The organism is Halalkaliarchaeum desulfuricum (genome assembly GCF_002952775.1).
GTDB lineage: Archaea > Halobacteriota > Halobacteria > Halobacteriales > Haloferacaceae > Halalkaliarchaeum > Halalkaliarchaeum desulfuricum.
In genome coordinates this window covers 13662-40200 of the sequence record NZ_CP025066.1, presented here as the reverse complement: position 1 = coordinate 40200, position 26539 = coordinate 13662, and the positions used below count along the sequence as shown (strand labels likewise).

Here is a 26539-nt window from a genome sequence, read left to right as displayed (position 1 = left end):
GGTTCAGTAGAGCGCACGGAGCTGTTCGGTGAGGTCGTCGACGAGCTCGTCGACGTACTCTTCGTACTCCTCCTGGACCGCAATGCGGTTGAGCCGCGGCGCGGCGTCGACGTCGGTGACCTCCTCCACCGGAACGCCGGCGTCCAGCGCGGAGAACGCCTCGTCGTTGAACGCCTTGATGGTAGTGAGGATGCGGTACGTCTTCGCTGGCTCACAGTACGTGTCGACGTCGTGGAACGCGTTCTGCTGGAGGTACGCCTCCCGGAGGTAGCGTGCCACCTCGAGGGTGAGCTGCTGGTCCTCCGGCAGGGCGTCCTTGCCGACCAGCTGGACGATTTCCTGGAGTTCGCCCTCCTCGTCGAGCGTGTCGATCGCCCACTGGCGGATCTCCGCCCAGTCGTCGGCCACGTTCTCGGTGAACCAGGGATCGAGCTGTTCGCGGTACAGCGAGTACGACTCGTCCCAGTTGATCGCCGGGAAGTGACGGCGCTCGGCGAGGTCGGCGTCCAGCGCCCAGAACGTCTTCACGATCCGCAGTGTGTTCTGGGTTACCGGTTCCGAGAAGTCACCGCCCGGTGGCGACACCGCACCGATGACCGACACCGACCCTTCGGTGCCGTTGACGTTCTCGAAGTACCCGGCCCGTTCGTAAAACTGCGCAAGACGGGCCGCCAGGTACGCCGGATACCCTTCCTCGCCGGGCATCTCCTCGAGTCGGGAGGAAATCTCCCGCATCGCTTCCGCCCATCGGGAGGTCGAATCGGCCATCAGCGCGACGTCATAGCCCATGTCGCGGTAGTACTCGGCGATCGTGATGCCGGTGTACACGCAGGATTCCCGGGCCGCCACGGGCATGTTCGAGGTGTTCGCGATAAGCGAGGTGCGGGCCATCAGTGGGTTGCCCGTTTTCGGGTCCTCCAGTTCGGGGAAGTCCTCGATCACCTCGGTCATCTCGTTGCCGCGTTCGCCACAGCCGACGTAAACGACGATGTCCGCGTCGGCCCACTTGGCGAGCTGGTGCTGGGCGACAGTTTTTCCGCTCCCGAACGGTCCCGGAATCGCCGCCGTACCACCCTTCGCGATCGGGAACAGTCCATCGAGGATGCGCTGTCCCGAGATCAGCGGCGACCGGGGCGTCCGTTTTTCGACGGTCGGACGCGGCTCCCGAACCGGCCACTCCTGGTGCATCGTCACCTCTTCGCCGTTGTCGAGTTCGACGACGGTCTCGTCGACGGTGAAGCTGCCGGCCTCGATCGCGGCGACCTCGCCACCCTCGAAGTCCGGCGGTACCATCACCTTGTGGTCGACGGTGATCGTCTCCTCGACGATGCCGACGACGTCTCCGGGTTCGACCTCGTCGCCTTCCTCGACGGTCGGTTCGAACTCCCAGGTCGCCTCGAGGTCGATCCCCGGGGCGTCGACCCCGCGATCGAGGTACGGGCTCCCCATCTTCTCTTCGAGCACGTCCAGGGGACGCTGGACGCCGTCGTAGATAGCGTCCAGCATCCCCGGGCCGAGGTCGACCGTCAGGGGTTCGCCCGTGTTCTCGACGGGTTCCCCGGGGCTGACCCCCGAGGTCTCTTCATACACCTGTATGGTCGTGGTCTCACCCTCGATCTCGATGACTTCCCCCATCAACCCTTCGTCGCCGACGTAGACGACGTCGTTCATGCGGGCGTCGAGATCGCGGGCGACCACGACCGGTCCGCTGACTCGCTGGATGACACCGGTGTCGGTGGTCTCCTGTTGTGTCGCTTGGCTCATGTTTAGTCTTCCTCCTCCATCAGATCGATGCCGATGGCGCGTTTGATCTGGTTTCGCAGCCCGCCGCTGCCGGCGCCGCCGCCCAGCGTCACGAGCGTCGGTTCGATGCTCGTCTCGACGGCCTCCCGGACGTCCCGGGAGAGATGCTCCATGTCGTCGTCGTGCATCACGATGATGCCGACGTCGTCGTCTGCAAGGGTCCGTTCGACGGCGTCGTCGAGGTCCTCGTCCTTCTTTTCTTCGGCGACGTTCTCGAACTTCCTGACGCCGGCCAGACGGAACCCAGTCGTGAACTCCGGGCTACCGACGACGGCGATCTCCTGGCTCATATGATCACCAGCTCCCGTTCGATCTCTTCCTCGGATAGCCCTGCTTCCTTGCCGCGCGCGATCGCTCGGATGTTCTCGACCTCGCGCTCCTTCGCGAGGATGTACGAGGCGATCGGCGTGATCGACACCGGGTGGACGTAGCCGAGACGGTCGGAGTACTCCAGCAAGGCGGCGTCGACCGCATGCTCGAACGCGATGAGGCTGTCGGCCTCCTCGAGCTGTCCGAGTGCGTCGGACAGCTCGTCTGCGTACTCGCTCTCCCGGATGTAGCCGACCAGCTCGTCGAGGTTGCTCGCGAGCTGGGCCAGTTGTGACTCCGTGAAGAGCTTGCCCCCGGAGATGTAGTATTCGGCAGGGTCGATGGCGGCCGCCGATCGCGCGAGCCGGAGGGCGTTTCGGGCGTTCCGGAAGTCGATCTCCGCCTGGAGGAACTCCCGGTACTGCGCGGTCGGTTCGTCGACCGCGATGTCGGTGATCAGGTGATCGTAGTACGCCCGGTCGATCGCGTTCTCGAGCGGAACCAGGACTCCCTCCTCCTCGTAGTCGGCAAACGCCGCAGCGAGGTCCTCGCCGAACAGCGTGTCCTCGAGCACGTCGACGGCGGCCTCGATCGTGCCGGCCTCCAGCAGCCGGGAAATCATCTGATCGTCGAACTCGCCGGCGCGGATGAGGTCCGACTCGATCGCCTCGCGGGAGGCGTCGGTGTAGATCCCCCGGAGCACGGTTTTCGCGTTCCAGGCGTCGAACTTCCGGAGATACTGCGCCAGAAGGTTGTACAGCCGCCCCTCTGCCCAGCCGAGAATGGTGTTGAACTGCTTTGCCAGGTTCCGGTTGAGCGCGTACTCGATGAGATCGACCCCGGAGTACCGCGTCCCGAGCGCGTTGATCTCTGACTTGTACGTCGACTCCTCCATGAACCGAGCGATCTCCGCGGGCGTCATCCGGATGAGCTTCCGGTACTCCTCGTCGCTGTAGAGGGAACCACGCCGGGCGCGAACCCGGGCGACGACGTACTCAGTGTTCGAACTCCCGGAAGCAATCATTGCTCGAACAGTGTGTCGCTCAACTCTTTGAGGTTCCGGTCCCAGACCTCCTCGAGCAGCGAGTCGAACGTGTTGTTCACTTTCACCCGCGACCCGTCGCCCTCGACGACGACGCCGCCGAGACAGTCGTAGGCGTCGCCGACGTGGGCGTCCTCGACGTCCGACAGCAGCCGCTCTAGCAGTTCGGCGTCCTCCTCGCGTCCGCGAACGACGACCGATTCCTCGTCGAATTCCGCGAGCGCCGCCTCCAGCAGCGCTCCGGTGAGTTCCTCGCGACGATCGCCTTCCAGCTCCGTCAGCGCGCTCTCGGTCTCCTCCCGGACCTCATCGAGGAGGTCCCGGCGGGCCTCGAGCCGTTCCTGTTTCGCCTCGAGTTTGGCGCTCGAGAGCGACCGGTCGCGCTCCTGGGCGATCGTGCGCTCGACCTCCGCCTCGCGTTCCTGTCGGAGACGCTCGGCGTCGGCCTCGGCCTCCGATACGATCTCCTCGGCCTCGGCGTTGGCCTCGTCGAGTAGCTCGTCCGCACGCGCGCGGGCTTCCTCTCGAATGTCCTCAACGACAGTGTCCAGACTCATTTGTGAAACCCGTGGTCGTTTAGACCAGGAACACGACGACCAGCGCGAGGATGACGAGCGTTTCCGGGATGACTGTCAGAATCAGGCCGCGGACGAACAGATCTTCGTCTTCGGCCATCGCGCCGACCGCGGCGGCACCGATCCCGCGTTCGGCGTATCCCGATCCGAGGGCCGCGAGGCCGACGGCGATCGCCGCCGCGGCGCTCGCGAGGTGTTGGGCCGCCTCCGGATCCCAGCCGCCAGTCTCAGCGCCGTTCTGCAGTGCGAAACTTCCGAGTTCGTATGCGATTTCGAGCATTGGTATCAATCCACTTCGAGTAGTGTTCGCCGCTCTCCGAACAGTAGTTTATTGCTGCCAGAAGTGCCATAAAGCTTCCCAAAGACGTTCGTCGCAGGGGCCTAACCGGCTGTTTTCTCCGATATCGAATGTGTGAAGTACATGCACAGGAGCGACGGGTCTTGAAAAGAGGGCTCGATCGTGCCGAACAAAATCGTCACGGCCGTCAGCAAGGAGTTCGGATGGAAAACGTCGGAAAGAGAACCGACGAGCCGCCGTCAGCCTCTCGTGAATCGACGGACGTAGCCGAACGGGTCGTACTTCCGACCGCCGCCCTCGTAGAACTTGTTGAAGAACTCGACGTATTCGAGACGGATTCCCTGAATGCCGGCGGCGGTGATCCCGAGCATCAACACGACGATGTGACCGAGGATCGCAACCAGGATGCCCGCAACGACGCCGACGGCACCCTGCGTCGTCAGTCCGGCGAAGACGATGTCCTGGCCGGCCGCCCGGGCATCTGCGAGGTTCGAGGGAGTGAACATGAAGACGAAACTGCCGTCCTCGATGTAGGCGCCGAACGCAAGCAGGTTCGCGGCGACCGCCATCCCGCCCTTCGCGAGGAGCACGGCAGTCATCCGGGTGTACGAGACCGCGTTCACCAGCGGCGACAGCACCTCGGGTAGTTCCTGGGGTTCCCCGACGGCGAGCAGGACGGCGCCGACCGCCACGGCAACGAGACCGGCGAGACCGACGATCTCTGGGAGCCCCTGCGTCTGGATCCCGAGGGTCGTCTCGAACGCCGCAAACAGGATCTCGGGTTTCGCCTCGTAGTAGTGGGCGCTGAACACCCACACCCACAGGCCGTTCAACAGGAGCAGCCACGATCCGGCTTCGTACATGGCGTGTTTGAAGTCGTGATGCTGGATCGTACTCACGAACGACAGCACGTAGCCGATGTTCAGGTGGAGCACGCCGAACAGTACCGTCACGACCAGCCACGCCTGGGCCCAACTGGTGTACCCGGGCGCGACACCCTTCGCCATCTCCGTATCCAGCAGGTGGTGACCGAAGACGTCGCCGCCGAACGGGAAGCCGAAGAAGATCGTGAACGCGCCGGCCCACATCGCGACCGCACCGACGTTTTTCATCCCTGTCGTGTCGTACTTCGACCAGAAGTAGTAGCCGATGGCGACGTAGAGAACCCCGTAGCCGATGTCGGAGATCATGAATCCGAACATCAGCGGGAACGTGAGGAAAACGAGCAGCGACGGATCGAACTCCGAGTACTTCGGCCGAGAGACCGCGTTCACGAGCGTCTCGAACGGTGCAGCGACCCGGGGATTGTCCTGGACTACCGGTGGTTTCTCGTCGGTCGTCTCGTATCCGCCGTCCGTCGCGGCCTCGCCGACTGCTTCGCTGTGGTGGTCGCCGTCGGGAGCGAACTCCGCCCGCTCGATCTCCTCGACTTCCGCGTGGTCGCCGACCGCGTCCTGGATCGCGTCTTCGAGTTCCTCGTAGCGCTCGGTCGGGATCCACCCTTCGGCGACGAACGCGTTGGCGGTCGTCGCGAACGAAAGCGGTGCATCGCGCTTCTGTGCATCGATAGAGAGTTCCTCTTCGGCTGCTAGTAGGAAGTCCGCAGCCTCCCGTTTTACGACCTCGAGTTCGCTTTCGACGTTGTCGAGCTTCGAGTCTACCTGCCGACGCCGCGAACGGAGCTCCCGAACGTAGTCTTCGGGGCTTCCTTCGGCTGTCGGAACGTCGAGGGGCTGGAAGTCGACACCGACGAGCGCGTCCGCGATCGGGTCCTCCGAGCCCGATGTCGGCCGGGCGAACACCGCGACTGTCCGGTCGCCGGAGAACAGTTCGAACGGACCGATCGACTCCGCCTCCTCGAGTGCGGCCTCGGCGTCCTTGGCTTTGCCGAGCCCGACCGCCACCGCGAGGGTGTCATAGCCCGACAGCAGATCGAGATCGATCCCCAGGTCGGCGTACGGTTCCATCGAGTCGATCTTCTCGTCGATCTCCCGGAGTTCGTCTTTCAGCTCCTCGCGCCTGTCGTCGAGTTCGTTCACCCGCTCGCGGACCTCCTCGAGTTCCGCCTCGATGTCGTCGTCCGAGAGGACTCTGCGTGCGCCGGCGTCCTCGGGATCCAGGTCGAGAATGCTCTCGAGGGCGCGAACAGTCACGAGCTTTTCGGACGTCTCCTCGGCGCCCTCCATCGGATCTCCCGGGGAGAACCCGTCCCAGGAGCCGTCGTACTCGCTGATGTGGAGCAGGTTGAGGTCGTGAACGGCCTCGATGACGTCGTCCATCACCCGCTTGGATCCCGTCACCGAGACCTTGCTCATCCGCTCAGGTCTGAGCATGTACCGCCTCCTCGAACCGTTCTAACGCGAGGTCGACCACGTCGTCGAACCGGTCTCGGGCTCGTTCTTCGAGTTCGGCCCGGTCCTCCCGTCCAGATTCGAGGATCTCCTCCCGTTCGGCTTCGATTTCCTCGCGGGCCTCCTCGAGTCGCTTCTGGGCCGCCTCTTCGGCCTCCTGTTCGGCCTCGCTCCGGATTCGGCCGGCCTCCTCGCGGGCCTCCTCGATGATCTTGTCGGCCTCCGTCTCGGCCTCCTCGATGATCTGGTCGGCCTCGCGCTCGGCGGCCTTCACTCGTTCGAGAACTTCGGGTCTCGCCATATTCGTCGTGTACAACATGCAAATCGGCGTATAAGGTGTTTGCGAAACCCGGACGCACCGGCCGGTAGCGTCCGAACGTCCCGCCGACGAGAACGGCAGGATAACGAGCACCTGTGCCCACACGGGGAGTCCGGACAGGAGCTCGAACTGGCCAACTGGCCGGTAGGCGTCGGCGTCTGGCCGAGGAACCACGCGACGTGCGGCGCCTCAACCTGCATGTGGCTCCGTTCCAGATTGAGCACGGAAACCTTTGCGACTCGCTGCCCCGGGTGGGCGAGCGTTCACTTTCGCGCTGCGAACATGAGGTTCATACGTGATGCCGACGTATCCCGTCGCGATGGCCACGGCTGGAACGGACGAACTCACCGAGCGATTCATCCAGTTTTATCGCAACTACTACCGCGACGAGATCGGGCAACTCGCCCAGCGGTACCCCAACGAACAGCGGTCGCTGTACGTCGACTACGACGACCTGTACACGTTCGATCCCGACCTCGCGGAGGACTACCTCGCAAAGCCCGAGCAGTTCCGCGAGTACGCCGAGGAGGCGCTGCGGCTGTACGACCTCCCGGCGGACGTGAGTCTCGGCCAGGCGCACGTTCGGGTCGAGAACCTCCCGCGGTCGAAGACGATCGACATCCGGGGAATCCGCGTCCAGGACGACCACATCGGCCGGATGATCGCCGTCCAGGGGATCGTCCGGAAGGCAACCGACGTCCGTCCGAAGGTCACCGAGGCCGCCTTCGAGTGCCAGCGCTGCGGCACGATGACGTACATCCCCCAGTCGGAGTCGGGGTTCCAGGAGCCCCACGAGTGTCAGGGCTGTGAGCGACAGGGCCCGTTCCGCGTGAACCACGACCAGTCGGAGTTCATCGACTCCCAGAAGCTCCGCGTCCAGGAGTCGCCCGAGGGGCTGCGCGGCGGTCAGACCCCGCAGGCGATCGACGTCGACATCGTAGACGACATCACCGGCAAGGTGACGCCGGGCGACCACGTCACCGTCGTCGGCGTGTTGCACATCGAGCAGATGACCGACGGCAACGAGAAAACTCCCGTCTTCGATCTGTACATGGACGGCGTCTCCATCTCGATCGAGGACGAGGAGTTCGAGGACATGGACATCACCCAGGAGGACGTCCAGGACATCATCGAGCGGTCGAGCGAGGAGGACATCTACCAGCAGATGGTGGATTCGGTCGCGCCGTCGATCTACGGTTTCGAAGAGGAGAAGCTCGCGATGATTCTCCAGTTGTTTTCCGGCGTTACCAAACACCTCCCCGACGGCTCCCGGATCCGGGGGGACCTGCACATGCTGTTGATCGGGGACCCCGGTACTGGGAAGTCCCAGCTACTTTCATACATACAAAATATCGCCCCGAGATCGGTGTACACCTCGGGGAAAGGCAGCAGCTCAGCAGGGCTGTGCGTGACCGGTGATACGAAGATTCACACCGCGGAAGGCTTCATGCCAATCCGCGAACTTGCAGAGGAACACCACCCTGATCCCGTAGACGAAGACACCGCTGCCGAAAGCGACCACGAAGTCTACAGCTTCGACCGCGAAAGCGGCGAGATGGAACTACGCGAGAGTTCTCACGTCTGGCGAATGCCCGAGAAGCCGTGCCGGCGGATCGAAACAGCGCACGGAAAGGAGTTGGAAGCATCGGTCAACACGCCCGTCCTCGTCTGTGGCGAGAGGGGGATCGAGTGGCGCGAGATTTCGGATATCAAATCAGGCGATCACGTGGCAGTACCGAAATACAAAGAGGTTAATAAACACAGTCCACCAGTTCGTGACTTCATCGAGTTTACACAGGAGAAGGTCAAACCGACCGAAGAGTCGATTACATTCCTGCGTCAGCAGCTTTTTGAGAGGTTCGGTACACTCCGTGAAGCTGCTGCTGCGCTTGACTTGTCGGAGGACTTTATATATGACTCCCTTGCGAATCGGTACCTACCTCTTGATAAACTTGACCGGATTCTTGAGGCGATAGATGCGGATCTCGAGGATATCGAGATAGACCGGGCGATGCTTCGTCATGGCCACGATATCCGTATTCCGGACCGATTCGATGAAGACCTGATGTACCTTATTGGACTCGTATTCGGTGATGGTGATGTATCCGTCTCTTCAAGGGGTGAAAACAGAGGACACGTTCGGATCTCTAACTCGGACGAAGAACTTCTCCGAAAGGCAGCCGAGTGCATCAAATCGACGTTCGATAGATCAGTAGAAATCGAATATCAGGAGAATCGAGTCCCATGTATTCGTTTCCATAGTGTGACAGTCGCGCGGTTCTTTAGCAACCTCGGCGTCGAGTCACCAAAAACCGATATCGGCCTCGAACCGCGCCTGATGACGGCAGAACACGCTGACGCGTTCCTTCAAGGGCTGTTTGACGCAGACGGCTGTGTCTCGGCTCGAAGACAGGGTGGCTCAAGCATCCAATTCTCGACAATAGATGATGAGTTTGCCCGTCAGATCCAACGTATGCTCGAGTCGTACGGCATACGTGCACGGCGAAGAGAACGCGACCGACGAGGAACTACTGTACTTAAAAATGGATACGAAATCGAATCCAAATCGATCCAAACCCATCTCACTATTTATGGAAAGGATATCGATGTCTTTGCTGAGCAAATAGGGTTCAACTCGACAAAAAAAGAGGCAGCGTTAAAGACCATCGTAGAGGACACGACCCGACGTGGGGAGCGGCTCCCAATCGGAAAAACGCTCATAAAAACGGACGGAGCGGGTGGGGATTATTATCAAAATATTATTCGAGGGAACAACCCAAGCCGAGAACGCACTAATAACATCCTCGCCGAGCGTGATCTCGGGGATTATCGTCCCTTCGTTGAGGAAGTAGCCGAAGCTTCACTGGTCTGGGACAAAGTTGTTTCTGCGGTCGACACCGGTGAAAAAGAAGTATTCGATCTGACAGTCCCGGAAACGCACAACTTCGTCGGAAACGGGATCGTCACGCACAACACGGCTGCAGCTGTACGCGACGACTTCGGCGACGGCCAGCAGTGGACACTGGAGGCCGGGGCGCTCGTGCTCGCTGATAAGGGGATCGCCGCAGTCGACGAACTGGACAAAATGCGGTGTGTGACTGGTGAAACTCTTGTGAGTGTGGGTGATGGGAGTGTTCGGCAAATCGGAGAACTGGCTCGAGAGGCCAAATCATCCGGTGAGATAGAACAACTGCAAAACGGACAGACCATTCGGGATGTCGACTTCACCGTGTGGACAATGGCAGAGGACGGGAATCTCGTCAAAAGACCTGTCACGGCAATTCATGCATACCACGCTCCGGAAAGCCTGTGCAAAGTGACTCTACAGACAGGAGAGCAACTCACCGCTACCCAGGACCATCCATTCTTCGTGTTGGAAGGTGGAGAACGAAAGACACGTGCAGCAAGTGACCTTGAAAAGGACGACTGGGTGTATGTCCCACGCACGATACCTACCCCGGCGTGTGACGGAGGTCCCATTACTGCAGAAATTGACACCAACAGCAAGCCACAAACCCAAGTAAATCACCAATATTCAGACCCACAGGAGGCAAAAGCGGCCATACTCGGTTATCTTTCCGGTGATGGAAATATCGTATACGATCGCTCTGGTGGCTGCTACGGAATCCGATTTACGAATTCAGAGGAAGAATTATTGCGGGACTTTGAATCAGCGTGTCTGACTGCTTTCGGTTCCGATCCTGTAAGACATGAAAGTGAACAACGAGAAGATGGCGTCGAAACGGTACGTCTGCACGGTCGAAGGTATGCGGACTCCGTTCTCGAAGCCGGAATGAATCTCGAGAATTACGATGGAAAAGCGTTTCCGACGTGGGTTACGGAAGGATCCACAAGAGAGAAAAAGGCGTTCGTACGCGCTCTCGTTGACAGCGAGGGGTCGGTCGATACTCAGACAGGTAATGTCAGAGTGTACTCCTCGAGTCGGGAAATATTATGTGGGACCCGTATTCTTCTTCTACAGTTCGGGATTACCAGCCAACTACGAACGAGAGAGCGCAAAGAGAAACGTGATCTACATGTATTAACGATAACCGACGCCGATTCCCTCAACCGCTTTGCGCGCCACATTGGATTCACACTCACCCGGAAGCAGAATGCGTTAATGGACGTACTTGAGATCGTAGACGGGGATCGAACGATTCTCAATGTCGTTCCCGAGATCGGAGATTATCTACAGGAAATCCGTGGAAATCTTCGTCTCCATCAGTCTGAGTGTGGGATAAATAAGGGAACATACTGTGACTTCGAGAGCGGTAAGGCGAATGTATCAATCCAGCGTGCAAAAACAATCCTCGCTACATTCAAGCGTCGGAAAGAAAGAGCAGAAACAGATCAGGAAGTTCTGGATAGGGAACCGACCTGGTCAGTGCTTACGACTCTCAAAGGTCGATATCATGTTTCGCAGTCGGAACTTGCTATCGGAACACCATTCAGTCAACAAAAAATCTCTCGACTATGGGGAGATGATGAAGTTCTGCGGGAAACCATCGTAGAACGGTTCAAATCAATCCTGCGTGAAATAGCTACTGTAGACTTGTCAACCCTGTCTGTTCTTATCAAAGGAGACGTCAAATGGCGAAAGGTCGAAAGCACCGAAGTCGTGAGTGCTAATTCGTCTTCCGACCGTATCCCAATTTACAGAGAACAACTTGCAGATATGCTCGGATGTTCAGTTGATCTTGCGGAATCGAACGCACGCAAACTTCTGAAAAACGACATTGAAATTGGGAACGATTGGAAGTCACTACGAAAAGAATTACAACGGCATCAGATATCCTTTGCCGAATTGTCGGACGGCTTGGATGTTTCCGCATCAACTGTGTCACGGTGGTTTACTGGGGTTGTCGACACAGATCGCTTTGAGGAAGTTCAAAACGTCGCAGTCAGGCAAATAAAACAATTCAGAGAGCGGATCCGAGCGACCCTCGATGAAATGAATTCGTACGCTACACCCCGAGTTTACGACCTCACCGTCGAGGGGACGCACAACTTCGTCGCGAACGGGATGATCGTTCACAACTCCGAGGATCGGTCCGCCATGCACCAGGCATTGGAACAACAAAAGATCAGCATATCCAAGGCCGGAATAAACGCCACCCTCAAGTCCCGTTGTTCGCTGCTGGGTGCGGCAAACCCCAAATACGGCCGGTTCGACCAGTATGAACCCCTCGGCGAACAGATCGACCTCGAGCCGGCGTTGATCTCGCGGTTCGACCTCATCTTCACCGTCACCGACCAGCCGGACCCCGACCACGACGCCCGGCTGGCGGATCACATCCTCACGACGAACTACGCCGGGGAGATGAACACCCAGCGAGAGCGGCTCGCCACCTCGGAGTTCACCGAGTCGGAGGTCGAACAGGCCACCCAGGAGGTGGAGCCGGTGCTGGACGCCGAACTGTTGCGCAAGTACATCGCCTACGCGAAGCGCAACTGCTTCCCGACGATGACCGACGAGGCGCGCGAGGCCATCCGGGACTTTTACGTCGACCTGCGCGCCCAGGGCGCCGACGAGGACGACCCCGTCCCCGTGACCGCCCGGAAGCTGGAGGCGCTGGTGCGGCTCTCGGAGGCGAGTGCCCGCGTCCGGCTGTCCGACACCGTCGACCACGAGGACGCACAGCGGGTGATCGACATCGTCGAGTCGAGCCTCCAGGACATCGGCGTGGATCCCGAGACCGGCCAGTTCGACGCCGACGTGATCGAAACCGGCACCTCGAAGAGCCAGCGCGATCGGATCAAGAACCTCAAAGGGCTGATCGAGGAACTCGAAGACGAGTTCGAGGAGGGTGCTCCGATCGACGAGGTGCTCGAGCGAGCCGACGATGTGGGAATGGACCCCACCAAAGCGGAAGACGAAATCGAGAAGCTCCGTCGGAAGGGCGAGGTGTACGAACCGCGGCAGAACCACCTCCGAACCACGTGACGATGGATCGGATCTCCGCACTCCGGAACGTCGAAGAGGCGCTTCGCGCGTTCGAAGACGGCGAGGCGGACCTCGCGACGACCGAGAAGCGAGTGGTCGGTGTCCTGCGGACGTACGCGACCGACTTCGAGGGCGAGGAATCGCTGTTTCGGGCGACAGCCCCCGACGCCGCCGCCGGCGCGGTGGTCGTCGCACCGTCGGCCCACGCCGCCGCCGAACGGATCGTCAGCCTCCGTGATCTCGACTGCGACCGCGACGAAGTCGACATCGAACACGTGTGATATATTCTCCTGTTGTCGTTATTGTATCTATTCTCGAAAGTTATATTTGAAGGTAATCTATTGTCGAATATATGTTGTTCGTGGCGACGTATTCGCGGGAGGCTCGAACGACGCTTCGAAACGTTTGTCGATCACACGAGGACGCTGTCGTCCGCCGGTTCGGAAGGGCGGCCCTACTATCGGAGACGGCGTTTTCGGGTTTTCTGGCACTGCGGATGCGGTACAAGCACGGTGACGACGTCCAGATCGAGCGAACCGAGCCCTTCAACGAATTCGCAGACGTTCCCGAGCGGGTGCGGACAGCGGCGAGAACCTACGAGGAACGGGCGAAACCGAGCACGCCGTACGGAAAGTTCGCCGCCGGCACCGAGCATCCGGATCCGGACGAACTCCGGGGGCAGGAGCTGTGAACCGGCTACGGGAGTGTTCGCCCGGAAGGCGGGGACGTGATTTGCGTGGTCTCGACGTGTCACCGGCCGCCGCTCACGCTGCGATACGGGACGGAACGGGAACCGAACAGTCGGTCACGAATCATCGACTCGGACGGGGTGTGGGTGAGCGACGTCCGGACGAACCGGACGCATACGACGTGCTCGGACCGGTCGGGAACCCCGAAACGACCGTCCGACGCCTGGTGGCCGCCGCGGCACGAACCCGCGGATTGACGACATCCCACGACGAAATGATCCGGGAGCTCGAATCGGAACTCGCGTCGATCGAGGTGCCGGAGCCCGAGACGGAAGTCGACGCAGCGAAACGGAGCGTCATCGAGGCATCGACGAACGAAACCGAACTGCGCGAGCGGATCGCTGCGCTCCGTGGCCGGCTCCGGACGGAGCGGGAGCTCGGCGAACCGACCGAGGAGACAGTCGAGAAGCTCAAGGCGGCTGCCGCGGATCTGGCGGAGGCGTCGACAGGCCGGATCGCAGCCGAACAGGCACTCGATGCAGCCCGGCGGAAGGCTCGAAGCGCCCGGAGTGTTCGGGATCGCCGGATGAAGCTGCAGGATCGCCTCGACAACCGGCGTCGGGAGGCGAGGGCCGTCCTCGCGGACGCGCTGTCGGAGGAGTTCACCGCGGTGCGGGAGCGCGTTGAATCGCTCGTCGAGGCGGATTCGTTCGAGACGGTCGGGTCGAAGTCTGCAGGGACAGCGTCACAGTTTGCCGCCGTCACGCTGGCCGATCTCGGGGTGCCGATCGTGATCGACGCCCGCGAGACCGGCATCGACGACGCCGGACGGGCGGCCCGCCTCCTGGATGTCGACGTGTGGCTCTGTGAGGGATGATTCAAACCGGAAGAGGAGGCACCCATCGTCGTGAAGCTGGAGCACGACACCGAACGACGGGACGGGGTGACGTTCGTGACGGCAACCGTCTACAACCCCGCTCCTGTGACGCGGCACGCGAGGGTGGAAAACCGGCTCGAGGGGACGGTGTTACCGCCACGGCGTAACGGCGTTCCCGAGCGCGGCTGGGACGAGGCGGGGGTCACGCTCACGGTTCCCGCCGAAAAGACGGTCGGGATCGGATACGCGTGTTCGTCGCCGCCGTCGGATCCGGCCGTCGAAATCGAGTCCACCGGCCGGGGACCAGCCCCGGAAGACGACGCGGAGTCCCGTGCGCGGCGATCCCTCGGGACGTTCCGGCCGCCGCGGATGGTCGTCACCGAACCGGCGGTGTCGGGCGACGACGACGCGGATCAGTCCCCACGTGACGACCGGGACTCGCTCGCGGTCGACGAATGCGGCCCGGAGTCGGATGGCGGACACGAGCCGGATGACGGGACACGGATCGGTTCCGAGGAGAGAAACGACGATGTCGAACGGGCGACCCGACGGGTAGCACTCGCAGCGCAGTTGGCGTCGGCAGGGGTCGAGGATGCAGCAGAGGTGCTCGAAGAACTCGTGGAGACGGATCTCGTCGAGGGAGAGACGGATCTCGTCGGCGATGAGACGAATCCTGTTGGGGGCACAGGAATCGCGGGCGCGAGAGCTCTCGAAAGGGCGCTCGAGGCCGACGTCGAGACGCTCGAAGGGGAAGCGTCGCGGCTCCGTTCGAAAGCGGACCGGCTCCGCCGGGCGGCCAATCGAGCCGAGGAGAACGCAGCCCAGGCGGAATCGCGGGCCGAGGTGGCACGGTCTGTCGACCTCCCACTCGACGCGCTGGAGCGGTTCGCGTGATCCTCGCGATCGCCGGTGGGAAGGGCGGCGTCGGCAAGACGACGGTCGCGTACAACCTCGCCGCCGCGCTCGATGCCCTGGCCGTCGACGCAGATCTCGGGATGGCCGACCTCCCGACAGGACGGGGGCCGGACCTCCACGACGCGCTCGCCGGGCGCGCGGCCCCGACGGAGTGCGTTCGCGAGGGACCAGTCACGCTCGTCCCCTGCGGTCGATCGCTTTCCGGCGCGCGGGCGTCGGATCTGGGACGGCTTCGGGACGTGCTCGAAACGCTCGAACGGGAACGCGGGACCCTCGTCGTCGACTGTCCGGCAGGGCTGCGCACTGACGTGGGCGTCCCGCTGGCGCTTGCAGACGCGTGTCTGCTCGTCGTCTCCCCCCAGCCGTTCGCGCTCGCGAACGCGGTCCGGACCCGAGAACTCGCGCGGGAACTCGGTACCGGGCTGGCCGGGGCGGCGTGCAACCGCGTCGTGGATCCTCCGCCGACGGAGCCGATGGCGTCTGCGCTGGGCGGGCCGGTGACCGTGGTGCCGGCCGACCCGCGCCTGGGCCGATCGGTCCGGACGGAGACACCGATCACTGACTCCGCCCCGGGAAGCACGGCGGCCGCACGGATCCGGGAACTCGCCAGAGCGGTGGATTCCTGCCGGTGAAAAACATCCAGAAACGACCGGGACGGCGGAAGGCTACCGCAGTTCGGTGGCGTCGCTCATCGTTCCCGCGAGCGCGTCCCGCTTTTCGACCGCAGGGTCCCGGCCGCGGTCCGCGGTCGCGACCGCGTCCACCAGCGCTGGAATCGGATCGTGGGTTTCCACGTACGTGGCCAGCGCGAACTCCGGCTCGTCGGCGCCGGAAAGCGATCGCGCCTCGCTCCGCGAGATGTCGCCGGCGAGCCAGTCCCGGACGATCCGACGTTTCGTCGGCGCCAGCGGACAGATCCCCGACACCCCACACCGGTGGAGCGCCTTCGCAGCCGTCATCGGTGCAACCGCCGCCTCCCGTGCGCTCTCCCCGACGCTCGTGCCGCGCTCGTATGACTCGAGCAGAGTCGCGGCGGCGCTTGCGGTACAGGGAAGCTCGTCCGCGTGCGGTTCGATCCGCTCCTGCAGCGTCGCTTCCGTCCCGTCGACGGTCGCGACGCCACGGCTTTCCGCCTTCCGCTGACTCGTCGTCACCTCCAGTCCCGAAGCGATGTCCGACAGCGTCACGTGAACGACTGTCCGCTCATTACAGATAAACCTCCGTGTTCGTCGCGAGATCCGCCGGTTCGTCGATGGAACCCACCGGTAACCGGTAGGTTCGACGCGTGGTTTCCGGAGTTCGAACCGCCGTTCATCCCCCGTTTAAGTAAACCATCGCGACCAACCTTCACGTATGAGCCAGGCACGAGCCGCTGGTTGCCCGGAATGTGACGGTCGACTGCACGCAGACGGCGACGAGACGGTCTGTTCGAACTGTGGGCTGGTCGTCGACGCCGACCGCATCGATCGCGGGCCCGAGTGGCGCTCGTTCGCTGACGACGACACGAACCCCGAGCGAACCGGCGCGCCGTTGACCCGGTCGCGTCACGACCGTGGGCTCTCGACCGAGATCGGCCACACTAGGGTGAAAGGGCGCAAGCGTCGCAAGTTCGCGCGACTCCGCAGACAGCACGATCGGACGAAGATTCGTTCGAAGCGGGAACGGAACCAGGTGTACGGCTTCACGGAGATCCGGCGTATGACCGACGTGCTGGGGCTACCCGAGCACGTGCGCGATCAGGCGTGTACGCTGTTCGAGTCCGCCCAGGGGGAGTCGCTGCTCCGCGGCCGGTCGATCGAGGGGTTCGCCTCTGCGTGTCTGTACGCGGCGTGTCGGGTCGCGGGGCTGGCCAGGACCGTCGAGGAGGTCGTCGACGTCGCCAAAGCAACGCCGAACGAACACGAGGCGGCCTACGACGCGATGAACCGCGAGCTCGGCCTCCCGGTCGGGCCGGTTCCACCGGCGGAATATCTCCCCCGCTTCGCGTCACAGCTGGACGTCGGCCCCGAAACCGAACGCCGGGCCCGAAAGCTGGCCGATCGCGCGCGCGATGAAGGGATCGACGTCGGTCGCGATCCCAGTGGCGTCGCCGCTGCCTGTCTGTACACCGCCGCGCGTGTGCACGGTTCCTCGGAGCTCACACAGCAGGCTGCAGCCGAGGTCGCCGACGTAACCCCAGTGACGATCCGAAACACGTTCCACGACCTCCGGGAGTGAGTTGGGGGTCGGTTCCAGAACAGCCAGCGACTGTCGATCCGGTCAAGAACTGTCCGTCGCGTTCGATCCCACCGTTGCGTTCGAACCCACACGATCCGTGAGGGCTGCAGCCACGCGGTCACGCACGCCCGTCGCCTCGAATTCTATCGAAAGGGTAACACCGAACGTCGACTCCGCGAGTTCGACGAGCGCCTCCCCGTAGCGGTCGTCCTCGAGACACGAGGGAGCGTCGCACGGGGACGGATCGGTCTCCGGAAGCGACAGGTCCACGGTCTGTGAGTCCGCAGTTGACGGTTCCACGCTCCGTGGGTCGCCGCCGACGGCGACGGCGGCGTCGACCGGGATGTCGAGATCCGCCAGCCGGTCGCGGAGCCGGACGAGCGCGTCCGTTCCGTGATCGTCTGCCGGCGTCACCGCGACGACCGTGTCGGCGACGGTCACCGCCGCGATCGCCTGGTTCGACGCCACGGGCGGAACGTCGACGATCGCGTGATCGAACGCGTCTGCCGCTTCCTCGACCAGTTCCTCGAACAGCTCTGCGGCCGCGGGCGTCTTGGCACGCGCCAGCCGTTCGAAGGGGGCGTACGCGGGGAGCAGTTCGACGCTGCCGAACGAACGCTGTGCTTCGTCGTCGAGGGGCGACCTCGCATCGGACAGCTCGACGGTCGCCGAGGGAATCGGTTCGTTCGGATCGTCGGTGACAAGCGCTGTCACGTCGGGCGCGATTCGTCCGGAGACGTACTCGGAAAGCCCCTGAGTGGCGAACGCGGCGTCGACGACGGCGACAGTCCGGCCGTCCCGCGCGAGCGTTGCCGCCAGTTCGATTCCCGTTCGCGTCGTCCCTGCACCGCCGGTCGCTCCGACGAGCGCGACGATGGATCTCTCCCCGTCGTCCGTTTCTACCATGGATTTATTTCAGTTACTTTTAAATTAAAAATCTTCTCTTGTGTGTCGGAAACTGTTCGTGGGGACTACTCCATTGTGGAGTTTGCGGCCCACAGAGTTTACTTCCGGTCCGGTGCCGATGCCTTTTAAGCCATGACGCACCAACCACCGTGTGCCTCCCATTGAAAACAAAGTGGAGGCGGGATACCCTATGACAGAGTTGCGGCAACACGCAGCGGAGATAGCAGAACAGTTCTCGGATCACCTGGACGTGGACGTAGACGAGGTCGAAGAGCGGCTGGACAACCTCGTGAGCGAATACCGCGTGCCCGTCGACGAGGCACGCCGGAGCGTCTACAACAGCTACCTCGACGAAGCGGGCCTCGAACGCGACGACGTCAGCAGCCGCGGCGGGAGCCAGCAGGTCCAAGTAAGCGACATCGAGGAGGACGAACAGTGGGTCGACCTGCGGGTGACAGTCGTCGACCTGTGGGAGCCCAATAGCGATTCGATCGCGCAGGTCGGATTGCTGGGCGACGAGTCGGGGACGATCAAGTTCGTCGCCTTCGAGACCTCCGACCTCGAACACCTCGAGGAGGGGAAAGCCTACGCGCTCTCGAACGTCGTCACCGACGAGTATCAGGGGCGCTACTCGGTGAAGCTCAATCGCACGACCGATATCACCGAACTCGACGAGGAGATCGAGGTCGGCGACGACGCAGAAACCGTCGAGGGCGCGCTCGTGGACATCCAGTCCGGCTCGGGCCTGATAAAGCGGTGTCCGGAGGACAACTGCACGCGGGTCCTCCAGAACGGCCGGTGTTCCGAACACGGCGATGTCGAAGGCGAGTTCGACCTCCGGATCAAGGGCGTCCTCGACGACGGCGTCGAGACCCAGGAGGTCATCTTCGACAAGGAGGCCACCGAGGAACTCACCGGAATCGCCATCGAGGAGGCCAAGGAGATGGCGATGGACGCGCTGGACACGACCGTGGTCGCCGACGAGATGGCCGGGCGGGTGCTCGGTCAGTACTACCGGGTGAGCGGGCCGATGCTCGGCCGGTACCTCCTCGTCGACGAACAGGAATCGCCGGGTCCGGTCGACCCCGAACAGGTGCTTGTCAAGGCACGATCGCTTTGAGGTGAACACGATGAGTCAAAGCCAAACGACACCCACGCGAGAGGTCGCCCGGCGCGTCTTCGCAGGCGAGTTCAACGACGCCGGTTACACGTTCAAGGAATCCGAGGACGAGCGCGCGCCCGTCTATCTGCTGCTCCCGACGGGGGAGCGGGCCAACCGAGTGTTCCTGGTCGGCACCCTCACCGAGAAGGAGGACGTCGGCGAGGACAACGAGTACTGGCGCGGTCGCATCGTCGACCCGACGGGGACGTTCTTCGTGTACGCCGGGCAGTACCAGCCCGAGGCGGCCAGCGTTCTCCGGGACCTGGAGCCGCCGGCGTACGTCTCGGTCGTCGGCAAACCCCGCACGTTCGAGACCGACGACGGCACCGTGAACGTCTCCGTCCGCCCGGAGGCGATCACCGAAGTCGACGCGGAGACGCGCGACCGGTGGGTCGTCGAGACCGCAGAACGGACGATCGACCGCATCGCCGCCTTCGACGAGGAGGGCAACGAGTACGCCCGGATGGCCCGCGAGGAGTACGATCCCCCGGTCGAGGAGTACAGAGACGCGGCTATCGCGGCGCTCGAGAGTCTCGAGGAGACGGAAGGCTCCGACGAACTCGATTCCGAGCCGACGGCGGGCGCAGGAGTATAGCTACTCCCGGCGGCAGTAGCTACTCGGAATCTCCTGCCGTTTCGCGAACGACGTCTTCCAGGAGCCCGTCCTCGATCAGCGTCGCGACCGCCTCGACGTCGCCGTCGAGTCGCCGGTCACCCGAAAGCGGCGGGACCAACTCTCGGACGAGCTGTCGGAGGGATTCGGTACCGGTTCCCAGCGACAGCTTCGGGTCGAGGTACTCGGTCGCCTCGGCGCCACACAGGAGTTCGATGGCGACGACCCGTCGGGCGCGATCGAGGGTTCGTCGGGCACCGAGTGCGGCGGTCGCGCTCATGGAGACGTGGTCCTCCTGGTTGCCCGAGACGGGGATGTTGTCCGTCGACGCACGGCCGACGCTCCGACACTCGTTCACCAGCGACGCGGCGGTGTACTGGGCGATCATCAACCCCGATTCGACGCCCGGGTCGCGAGCGAGAAACGGTGGGAGATGCGGCTCCTGGAGCGCCGGGTTGAGGAGCCGATCGACGCGGCGTTCCGAAATCGAGGCGAGTTCCGTGATCGCGCCGACCGCGTAATCCAGCGGCAAAGCCAGCGGTGCCCCGTGGAAGTTGCCGGCAGAGACAACAGCACCACGGTCGGTTCCCGACGCGCGGTCGTCGACCGCCTCGCGGGAGAACACCAGTGGGTTGTCGGTCGCACTGTCGAGTTCGACCTCGACGGCGTCCCGGAGGTGGGAGATCGCGTCGCGGACGGCGCCGTGAACCTGCGGGAGACACCGGATCGAGTAGGCGTCCTGCACCCGGTCGCAGTTCCGGTGGGATTCGACCACCTCCGAGCCGGCTGTGAGCCGGCGGACCATGCGGGCGCTGTCACCGCTTCCCGGATGGGGTCGCGCGTCGTGAATCGCCGGCGCACAGGAGGCAGTCGTTCCCATCGTCACCTCCGTCGTGAGCGCTCCCGCCGCGTCGGCCGCCCGACAGAGCCGCTCGGCGTCGTGGACGAAAAGCGCCGCCAGTCCGAGGGTGAGCTGTGTTCCGTTTATCAGTGCCAGCCCCTCCTTCGCCCGCAACGTGAGCGGCTCGAGCCCCGCAGCTGCGAGCGCCTCCGTTCCCGGAAGCCGTCGTGTCCCGTCAGGACTGCCGTCCTCCACACCTGCGCTGTCGACGTCGACGTCGGCTTCACCATCTCCGACGAGCACGAGGGCCAGGTGGGCCAGCGGCGCGAGATCGCCGGACGCTCCGAGGCTCCCCCGGGACGGCACCACCGGATGGACGCCCTCGTTTAACAGTGCGGCGAGCGCGTCGACGACGTCGGTCCGCACCCCGGAGTAGCCGGCAAGAAGCGCGTTCAGCCTGGTGAGAAGCATCGCCCGAACCTCCTCGCGGGCGAGTTCTCGCCCGGTGCCGACCGCGTGGCTCCGCAGGAGGTTCGACTGGAGTTCCTCGAGCCGTTCCGGCGGGATCCGTTCGTCGACGAGTTCGCCGAAGCCGGTGGTTACACCGTAGACGGGATCGCCGGCCGAAACGACGTCTTCGACCCGTTTACGGGCCTCTCGGACAGCCTCCCGGGCACCGGGAGCGATCGAAACGGGTTCTTCGCGGCGGGCCACCGCCACCACGTCGTCGATCGCGAGGGAGTCACCGTCGAGTTCGATAGTCATGTCCCCCGTGTGGGGACGAACCAAGAAGGATATTCTGGTCGATGTCTGACAAACCGTTAAGTAATCGGGGCGTAGAGTGGGTAATACGATGGGCAACAAGAACAAGACAATCTCGTTTCGCGTCAACGAGGACGCGTTCGAGACGCTCCGCGAGATCGCCGAGGAGCGCGACATCTCCCTGTCGGCGGTGTTCCGCGACTACGTGGACACCCTCGTTGCCCACGGCGGCCAGGTTCGGGTCGTCCCGGAACACGAGCTCGAGAACATGGACGGCGGGGAGTCGTTCCCGCCGAAAGTCGAGGTGCCCAAAAGCTTCATCCGCGAACACGAGCGCCTCGAACTCGAGGCCGAACACCTCCGCGAGCAGCTCGAGGAACACAAACGCTACGTGAACTACCTCCGCGAGCAGCTCGAGGACGAAGAGGAGGACGTCATTCAGCTGGAGGACCTCGACGGGGAGCCGGACGAGCCGTCGTTCAGGCTCGGGTGAGCGCCTGCCGGGCCTCGCGGGCCGTCCGTTCCATCTCGTCGTTTCCCTCGACCGCCGCCAGCGACTCGACCGCCTCGAGCCGCCGGACCGCGCTGTCCAGAAACGACAGCACGTCGCCCGGATACGCGTACACCATGTACTCTGCGGTCATCGTGTCGACGATCGCGTCCGGGCCCATCCCCTGGGCGCGCAACTCCAGCAGATACCGGATGAACTTCCGTTCCGGACAGCCGCAGTACGGGTTGTTGTCGCAGTCGCAATCGAGGAAGTCCTCGGCGAAGTCGAGCACCCGCTCCCGGGTGGCCTCATCGAGGTCGGCCAACCCGTCACCGGTGAACAGCAGATCCAGCGTCGCCCCCGCGAACGCCCCCTTCGGCAGGTTCGTCTCCAGCTGCGAGGCGAGCTGTCTGTGGTTCTTGACGTAGATCTTGTCGGTGATGGCCACTGCTATCGACCGGTACGCGACCGAGCGTTAAAAACGAGGCGTCTCGCGCACTCAAATCGAGTTACCAGGCCAGGAGAACCCCGAACCCGACGGCGGCGATCGCCCCAGCGAGCGTGGCGGCGAAGTTGACCGCCTGGTTTCCGAGCAGGTCGCCCTCGACTGCGGCACCGAGCAGGGAGTCGACGGTCATCCCGACGAACCCCGCAGCGAGCACGATTCCGGCGCCGACGATCGGTTGGAATCCAAGCGGCATGGAGACGGCCGCGATCGCGGCGACGATCGCCGCGCCGGAAAGCCCCGCGAGTTCCCCCTGCCAGGTGATCGCACCGTCGGTGCCCGGTTCGACCGGTTCCAGCGTCGTCACCAGGCGCGGCTCGTCGTACAGTCCGCCGATCTCCGAGGAGAGCGTGTCGCCCAGCGCCGTCGAGACCGACCCCGCGAACGCGAGCGCCAGCGGCCAGGCGGGAACGTCGCCGTGTGCGGTGGCGGCGAACCCGAGAACGGCAGCGAGTGCGACCGCCGAGTTCGCGAGGACGTTTCCGGTGCCGCGGGCCCCCTCGTTCTCCTCGGCGACCCCGCGGGCCTTCTTCTCCTCGTAACGGTACTTCGAAGAGAGCCCCCCGATCGCGAAAAAGGCCATGAGCGCCAGGAACCAGCCGACCCCGCCGAGCACCACCGCGAGCAGGCCGAGCAGCACGCCGGTGAGCATTCCCGGAACGGAGGCAGTCCCGAGGGCGTACGAGACGTACCCGAGCACGACGGTGATCGCGAGTCCAGCACCGACCAGTATCGGGGACACCGCGAGCACGAGTTCGGCGAACAGCCAGAGGACGAGTCCCACCGAGAGCACCACCAGCGGATCGTCCCGCGGAAACAGCATGGATCGCAACAGCGCGGCGACCAGCGCGGCGACCGCCCCGAGGAAGGCGAAACGCGAGAGATCGAGCGGCTCCGGAAGCTGAGTGGCGACGATCAGCTGGGCGGCGGTCGCGGCCAGACACCCGACCGCGACGAAGCCGGCGACCCCGAGAAACTCCTCGGTAGAGAGTTCGGCGACCAGCGCGCGTCCGAGATTTCCGAATCCGACGACGATCACGGCGGCCGCGAAGACGCTTTCGGACATCGGAACCGTCGGAATCGTCGCAAACACCGCGAGCCCTGCTGCCGCGAGTGAGAAGCCAGCGAGGCCGTAGAGCCGTCCCTCCCGGTGGTCATTCGGGCGGGCGAACAGCTCGAAAAGGGGGCCGTCGTCGACGACGAACGCGGCCAGGACCGCGATAGCCGCAAAGGGGACGGCGGCCGCCTGTCCGAGTTCGGGGGCCGCAAGCGCGAGCGTCGAAACCGCGGCGAATCCCCCGGCACGGCGGAGCCTGTTCGTCACGTCACGAGGTATCGCCGACGCGCACTTAACGCTCCCGACATCGCCCCCGAAACGGCGTCCTTTTTGGCCCGCGCCACGAGGACATCGACGTGGGGCTGTACGATCGATACCTCGCCGTCCGCCACCGACTACACGACGCGGAGCCGCCGCGCCACGTCGCCGTCGCGATTACCGAGCGTGACCTTTTGGAACAGGGCGCGTACGACACGCTCGAGTCGTTTCTCGGGTGGGCGTTCGAGTACGGCGGCGAGCGGGTGACAATCACGGTGAGCGTGCTCGACGAAGTCGTGGTGCCGACTCTCGAACGGGAACTGCGAGACGTCGACGCCCCGCGACCGATCGCGGTTCGGACGCCGGAGTCGACGGAGCCGGCGAACGCCCCGATCACGATCAACATCGGCCTCGGCGGAAAGCAGGAGTTCGCGAGAGCTGTACGCGAAATCGCCGCCGACGTGGAGGCGGGAACCCTGGATCCGGACAGCATCTGCGAGGCTGACGTGAGCGAGCGGCTGGTGTTTCCCGACGAACCGGATCTCCTCATCAAAACCGGGGCCGAGCGGCTCTCGGACTTTCTCATCTGGCAGTCAGTCTACGCGGAGCTGTACTTCACCGACGTGAACTGGCGGGACTTCCGGAAGCGGGACTATCTCCGGGCACTTCTGGACTTTCAGAACCGGCAGCGTCGGTTCGGACGGTGAGAAACCTCGACAGACCGATGTCGACCCCCTCGGCGCTCCCGTCGTCCAGTTCGGGAAGGGTTTCGTGTGGGCGATTCACGACGATGTCCCCCGCCCGGGAGCGCCCGATTCCCGGTATCGCGGTGAGTTCGTCCATCGAAGCCGCGTTTACGTCCAGCGGGAACGGGATCCCCGTCACCGACCGGTAGCCGTGGTCCACGATCGCGACGTCGACGACGTCATCGAGTTGTCGCTCGCCCGGTAGCCCGACGAGCAGCGGATACGTGCCGAGCTGCCGGCCGAACGTCTTCCCGTCCTGATGGTACTCGAGGTGGACGTCCGGCAGCACCGTCCCCGGCGGGGCAACGCGTCGAAGCATCGGCCGATCGATCGTCTCCCGAACCTCCCGTTTGTACTGTTTGAATTGCTTTTTGTGATCGCGGGCGATGTCGGCGCCGACGTCGGACATCTCGGTCCCCTCAAAGGACATCACCTGCCGGATGTTTATCCGCCGGACCATCAACCCCTCCTCGAGGACGCGCTCGAGGAACCGTCGGTTGTGTTCGAACGTCTCCTCGCGTTCGCCCTGGAGCCCGTGGACCAAGTTGATCCCCGGAAGCAGTTTCGGAAGTCGCTGCCCCGGCGCAGGGTCCGTCGAGGGACCGTACCGTCGGTCGGCACCGTCCGGGTCGCCAGTTCCCGGCTCCGGATCGTCCCCCGGCCGCCACCCGCCGACCTCGTTGACGATCCGTACTGCTTCGAGACACTCCTCGGCAGAAACGAGCAGGTTGTTCTCCTCCTGGACAACCGGATCCGCCGACTCGAGGCCGAACGCGGCGGTGTCCCCCGGCGTGTTGTGTTCGGCGATGATCCGGATCGCCTCCCGGGAGCGCTCGGGATACTCGACGATCGTCACCGGGTTCATGTTGTCCAGATGCAGCGTGCCGATGTCGGGGACTGCCTCCCGAATCCCGCCGTACAGCTGGGATATCGCCTCGGGGTTGGGAGCCTCGCCGTCGCCACCGAACGCGAGAATGTCCGCCTGTCGTCCGAGACGGAAGTGACGGACGCCGGCGTCGGCGAGCGCCCGTACCTCCTCGACGACGGACTCCGGCGTCCGGAAGGACGGGTTGCCGTACAGCGGCTCCGTGCAGAACGAACAGCGGTACGCACAGCCGCGGGAGGTTTCCATCTCGGCGATCAGGTAGTCCGGATGGTTCGGATGTCCCTCGACGACGAACGCGCCGTCCGCCGCCCACCGGTCGAGTTCGTCGTTGTCGCGCATCCGGTCGTTGAAGCCCTCCAGGCCGTTCGCGACGAGGTCGTGGGCGGCAGCCTCGACGTCCCCTTTCGCGACGAAGTCGAAGTCCAGATCCTCGCGGCGGGTCTCCTGTGCGCCGGCGTTCTCCTCGCCGACGCCGAACCGCACCGGGCCCCCGAGAAGGGTCGTCCCACGGGCAGTCCACGCGAGTTCCCTGACTTCATCGGGTTCGGCCGGCGTCCCTCCGACGTACTTCCCGGGAACCGTCATCCCGCCGACGTAGACGAGCAGGTCCGCCTCGGCGACGTCTCGCCACCGGTTTCTGTCGTCCCGGAGCGCGTCGATCGTGTGATAGGTGATCCGGGCTGGATCGACGCCGGCGTCGACGAGTGCGCCCGCTGTGAACCGAGGATACGTCGAAATATACGGCGGGACGCCGAAATGTGCCGGCTCGTCGACGTAGCCGTCGACGATAGTGACGTCGAGATCCGAATCGGCCATCTTGAGGGAGATACCGGCTGGAGACGGTAAAACCGATCGGTAAAAAGAATGGCGTCGCGTCGGTAGGAAGCAAGCGAGAAATAGAACCGTCGGTGGGAAGCAAGCGAGAAATAGAACAACTGTTATGCTACTCCCGGAACGAGTTACGTACTGAT

Annotated in this window: 24 protein-coding genes; 11 read left to right on the top strand and 13 right to left on the bottom strand. The window is 63.6% G+C overall.

The window, feature by feature from the left end; translation table 11 throughout:
- Nucleotides 1-3: 3 nt before the first annotated feature.
- From AArcSl_RS00175 to ahaH, 7 genes are all read right to left on the bottom strand, one after another.
- Nucleotides 4-1764, bottom strand: a complete 1761-nt coding sequence (locus tag AArcSl_RS00175; protein ID WP_119813564.1) for an ATP synthase subunit A — start codon at nucleotides 1762-1764, stop codon at nucleotides 4-6.
- 2 nt (nucleotides 1765-1766) lie between these two features.
- Nucleotides 1767-2093: a V-type ATP synthase subunit F gene (locus tag AArcSl_RS00170; RefSeq protein WP_119813562.1), complete on the bottom strand. Its 327-nt coding sequence runs from the start codon at nucleotides 2091-2093 to the stop codon at nucleotides 1767-1769.
- Nucleotides 2090-3136, bottom strand: coding sequence for a V-type ATP synthase subunit C (locus AArcSl_RS00165; protein WP_119813560.1), 1047 nt, complete (start codon nucleotides 3134-3136; stop codon nucleotides 2090-2092). The genes AArcSl_RS00170 and AArcSl_RS00165 overlap by 4 nt, the downstream gene beginning before the upstream one ends.
- On the bottom strand, nucleotides 3133-3711 hold the full coding sequence (locus tag AArcSl_RS00160) for a V-type ATP synthase subunit E (RefSeq protein ID WP_119813558.1): 579 nt from the start codon (nucleotides 3709-3711) through the stop codon (nucleotides 3133-3135). The genes AArcSl_RS00165 and AArcSl_RS00160 overlap by 4 nt, the downstream gene beginning before the upstream one ends.
- Before the next feature lie 19 nt (nucleotides 3712-3730).
- Nucleotides 3731-4009, bottom strand: coding sequence for a hypothetical protein (locus AArcSl_RS00155; RefSeq protein WP_119813556.1), 279 nt, complete (start codon nucleotides 4007-4009; stop codon nucleotides 3731-3733).
- A gap of 257 nt (nucleotides 4010-4266) precedes the next feature.
- Nucleotides 4267-6360, bottom strand: a complete 2094-nt coding sequence (locus tag AArcSl_RS00150) for a V-type ATP synthase subunit I (protein WP_245883306.1) — start codon at nucleotides 6358-6360, stop codon at nucleotides 4267-4269.
- Nucleotides 6347-6679 carry an ATP synthase archaeal subunit H gene (gene ahaH, locus AArcSl_RS00145; RefSeq protein WP_119821608.1) on the bottom strand — a complete coding sequence of 111 codons (333 nt, stop codon included), beginning with the start codon at nucleotides 6677-6679 and terminating at the stop codon, nucleotides 6347-6349. Before ahaH ends, AArcSl_RS00150 begins: the two co-directional genes overlap by 14 nt.
- Before the next feature lie 337 nt (nucleotides 6680-7016).
- On the opposite strand from ahaH, the gene AArcSl_RS00140 reads away from it, so the two are divergent.
- The 6 genes from AArcSl_RS00140 to AArcSl_RS00115 all read left to right on the top strand — a co-directional run bounded on the left by AArcSl_RS00140 (nucleotide 7017) and on the right by AArcSl_RS00115 (nucleotide 15757).
- The gene (locus AArcSl_RS00140) at nucleotides 7017-12644 is read left to right on the top strand and encodes an LAGLIDADG family homing endonuclease (RefSeq protein WP_119813552.1); all 5628 of its coding nucleotides are present in this window, start codon (nucleotides 7017-7019) and stop codon (nucleotides 12642-12644) included.
- Between the two features lie 2 nt (nucleotides 12645-12646).
- Nucleotides 12647-12925: a DUF7854 family protein gene (locus tag AArcSl_RS00135; protein ID WP_119813550.1), complete on the top strand. Its 279-nt coding sequence runs from the start codon at nucleotides 12647-12649 to the stop codon at nucleotides 12923-12925.
- Between the two features lie 71 nt (nucleotides 12926-12996).
- Nucleotides 12997-13335: a DUF7855 family protein gene (locus tag AArcSl_RS00130; protein ID WP_119813548.1), complete on the top strand. Its 339-nt coding sequence runs from the start codon at nucleotides 12997-12999 to the stop codon at nucleotides 13333-13335.
- Nucleotides 13332-14210 (top strand): DUF7856 family protein, encoded by an 879-nt coding sequence (locus tag AArcSl_RS00125; protein ID WP_449267268.1) that lies wholly within the window; start codon nucleotides 13332-13334, stop codon nucleotides 14208-14210. Before AArcSl_RS00130 ends, AArcSl_RS00125 begins: the two co-directional genes overlap by 4 nt.
- A gap of 30 nt (nucleotides 14211-14240) precedes the next feature.
- Nucleotides 14241-15104, top strand: a complete 864-nt coding sequence (locus tag AArcSl_RS00120; RefSeq protein WP_119813544.1) for a DUF7857 domain-containing protein — start codon at nucleotides 14241-14243, stop codon at nucleotides 15102-15104.
- Nucleotides 15101-15757, top strand: a complete 657-nt coding sequence (locus tag AArcSl_RS00115; protein WP_119813542.1) for a MinD/ParA family ATP-binding protein — start codon at nucleotides 15101-15103, stop codon at nucleotides 15755-15757. The genes AArcSl_RS00120 and AArcSl_RS00115 overlap by 4 nt, the downstream gene beginning before the upstream one ends.
- 33 nt (nucleotides 15758-15790) lie before the next feature.
- Here AArcSl_RS00115 and AArcSl_RS00110 read toward each other — a convergent pair whose 3' ends face one another.
- Nucleotides 15791-16312 carry a DUF7858 family protein gene (locus AArcSl_RS00110; protein WP_119813540.1) on the bottom strand — a complete coding sequence of 174 codons (522 nt, stop codon included), beginning with the start codon at nucleotides 16310-16312 and terminating at the stop codon, nucleotides 15791-15793.
- 166 nt (nucleotides 16313-16478) lie between these two features.
- Here AArcSl_RS00110 and AArcSl_RS00105 point away from each other — a divergent pair, with 166 nt between their 5' ends.
- Nucleotides 16479-17342: a transcription initiation factor IIB gene (locus tag AArcSl_RS00105; RefSeq protein WP_119813538.1), complete on the top strand. Its 864-nt coding sequence runs from the start codon at nucleotides 16479-16481 to the stop codon at nucleotides 17340-17342.
- A gap of 42 nt (nucleotides 17343-17384) precedes the next feature.
- Here AArcSl_RS00105 and AArcSl_RS00100 read toward each other — a convergent pair whose 3' ends face one another.
- A complete protein-coding gene (locus AArcSl_RS00100) occupies nucleotides 17385-18248 on the bottom strand; it encodes an AAA family ATPase (RefSeq protein ID WP_119813536.1) in 864 nt (287 codons plus the stop codon).
- Between the two features lie 190 nt (nucleotides 18249-18438).
- Here AArcSl_RS00100 and AArcSl_RS00095 point away from each other — a divergent pair, with 190 nt between their 5' ends.
- Together AArcSl_RS00095 and AArcSl_RS00090 are read left to right on the top strand one after the other, a co-directional pair.
- A complete protein-coding gene (locus tag AArcSl_RS00095) occupies nucleotides 18439-19368 on the top strand; it encodes a replication factor A (protein ID WP_119813534.1) in 930 nt (309 codons plus the stop codon).
- A 10-nt stretch (nucleotides 19369-19378) separates the two neighbouring features.
- Nucleotides 19379-20005, top strand: a complete 627-nt coding sequence (locus tag AArcSl_RS00090) for an RPA family protein (RefSeq protein ID WP_119821606.1) — start codon at nucleotides 19379-19381, stop codon at nucleotides 20003-20005.
- Nucleotides 20006-20024: 19 nt separating this feature from the next.
- Here AArcSl_RS00090 and hutH read toward each other — a convergent pair whose 3' ends face one another.
- Nucleotides 20025-21629, bottom strand: a complete 1605-nt coding sequence (hutH, locus tag AArcSl_RS00085; protein WP_119813532.1) for a histidine ammonia-lyase — start codon at nucleotides 21627-21629, stop codon at nucleotides 20025-20027.
- 88 nt (nucleotides 21630-21717) lie between these two features.
- Here hutH and AArcSl_RS00080 point away from each other — a divergent pair, with 88 nt between their 5' ends.
- The gene (locus AArcSl_RS00080; RefSeq protein WP_119813530.1) at nucleotides 21718-22119 is read left to right on the top strand and encodes a ribbon-helix-helix protein, CopG family; all 402 of its coding nucleotides are present in this window, start codon (nucleotides 21718-21720) and stop codon (nucleotides 22117-22119) included.
- On the opposite strand, the gene AArcSl_RS00075 is transcribed toward AArcSl_RS00080, so the two are convergent.
- Both AArcSl_RS00075 and AArcSl_RS00070 read right to left on the bottom strand, forming a co-directional pair.
- Nucleotides 22106-22564, bottom strand: a complete 459-nt coding sequence (locus AArcSl_RS00075; RefSeq protein ID WP_119813528.1) for a DUF5814 domain-containing protein — start codon at nucleotides 22562-22564, stop codon at nucleotides 22106-22108. The two genes, AArcSl_RS00080 and AArcSl_RS00075, sit on opposite strands and share 14 nt — an antisense overlap.
- 61 nt (nucleotides 22565-22625) lie before the next feature.
- Entirely contained in the window at nucleotides 22626-23945 is a 1320-nt protein-coding gene (locus tag AArcSl_RS00070; protein ID WP_119813525.1) for a DUF92 domain-containing protein, read from the bottom strand.
- Nucleotides 23946-24034: 89 nt separating this feature from the next.
- On the opposite strand from AArcSl_RS00070, the gene AArcSl_RS00065 reads away from it, so the two are divergent.
- Entirely contained in the window at nucleotides 24035-24643 is a 609-nt protein-coding gene (locus AArcSl_RS00065; RefSeq protein WP_119813523.1) for an undecaprenyl diphosphate synthase family protein, read from the top strand.
- Here AArcSl_RS00065 and AArcSl_RS00060 read toward each other — a convergent pair.
- A complete protein-coding gene (locus AArcSl_RS00060) occupies nucleotides 24552-26384 on the bottom strand; it encodes a radical SAM protein (protein WP_119813521.1) in 1833 nt (610 codons plus the stop codon). The two genes, AArcSl_RS00065 and AArcSl_RS00060, sit on opposite strands and share 92 nt — an antisense overlap.
- Nucleotides 26385-26539 lie beyond the last annotated feature (155 nt).

Excerpts from the sequence above, each read along its gene's own strand:
- ahaH (WP_119821608.1), bottom strand. The coding sequence starts at position 6,679 with ATGGCGAGACCCGAAGTTCTCGAACGAGTGAAGGCCGCCGAGCGCGAG.
- AArcSl_RS00095 (WP_119813534.1), top strand. The coding sequence starts at position 18,439 with ATGACAGAGTTGCGGCAACACGCAGCGGAGATAGCAGAACAGTTCTCG.
- hutH (WP_119813532.1), bottom strand. The coding sequence starts at position 21,629 with ATGACTATCGAACTCGACGGTGACTCCCTCGCGATCGACGACGTGGTG.
- AArcSl_RS00130 (WP_119813548.1), top strand. The coding sequence starts at position 12,997 with ATGTTGTTCGTGGCGACGTATTCGCGGGAGGCTCGAACGACGCTTCGA.
- AArcSl_RS00105 (WP_119813538.1), top strand. The coding sequence starts at position 16,479 with ATGAGCCAGGCACGAGCCGCTGGTTGCCCGGAATGTGACGGTCGACTG.
- AArcSl_RS00170 (WP_119813562.1), bottom strand. The coding sequence starts at position 2,093 with ATGAGCCAGGAGATCGCCGTCGTCGGTAGCCCGGAGTTCACGACTGGG.
- AArcSl_RS00060 (WP_119813521.1), bottom strand. The coding sequence starts at position 26,384 with ATGGCCGATTCGGATCTCGACGTCACTATCGTCGACGGCTACGTCGAC.
- AArcSl_RS00090 (WP_119821606.1), top strand. The coding sequence starts at position 19,379 with ATGAGTCAAAGCCAAACGACACCCACGCGAGAGGTCGCCCGGCGCGTC.
- AArcSl_RS00150 (WP_245883306.1), bottom strand. The coding sequence starts at position 6,360 with ATGCTCAGACCTGAGCGGATGAGCAAGGTCTCGGTGACGGGATCCAAG.
- AArcSl_RS00165 (WP_119813560.1), bottom strand. The coding sequence starts at position 3,136 with ATGATTGCTTCCGGGAGTTCGAACACTGAGTACGTCGTCGCCCGGGTT.
- AArcSl_RS00135 (WP_119813550.1), top strand. The coding sequence starts at position 12,647 with ATGGATCGGATCTCCGCACTCCGGAACGTCGAAGAGGCGCTTCGCGCG.
- AArcSl_RS00155 (WP_119813556.1), bottom strand. The coding sequence starts at position 4,009 with ATGCTCGAAATCGCATACGAACTCGGAAGTTTCGCACTGCAGAACGGC.
- AArcSl_RS00100 (WP_119813536.1), bottom strand. The coding sequence starts at position 18,248 with ATGGTAGAAACGGACGACGGGGAGAGATCCATCGTCGCGCTCGTCGGA.
- AArcSl_RS00160 (WP_119813558.1), bottom strand. The coding sequence starts at position 3,711 with ATGAGTCTGGACACTGTCGTTGAGGACATTCGAGAGGAAGCCCGCGCG.
- AArcSl_RS00080 (WP_119813530.1), top strand. The coding sequence starts at position 21,718 with ATGGGCAACAAGAACAAGACAATCTCGTTTCGCGTCAACGAGGACGCG.
- AArcSl_RS00140 (WP_119813552.1), top strand. The coding sequence starts at position 7,017 with ATGGCCACGGCTGGAACGGACGAACTCACCGAGCGATTCATCCAGTTT.
- AArcSl_RS00175 (WP_119813564.1), bottom strand. The coding sequence starts at position 1,764 with ATGAGCCAAGCGACACAACAGGAGACCACCGACACCGGTGTCATCCAG.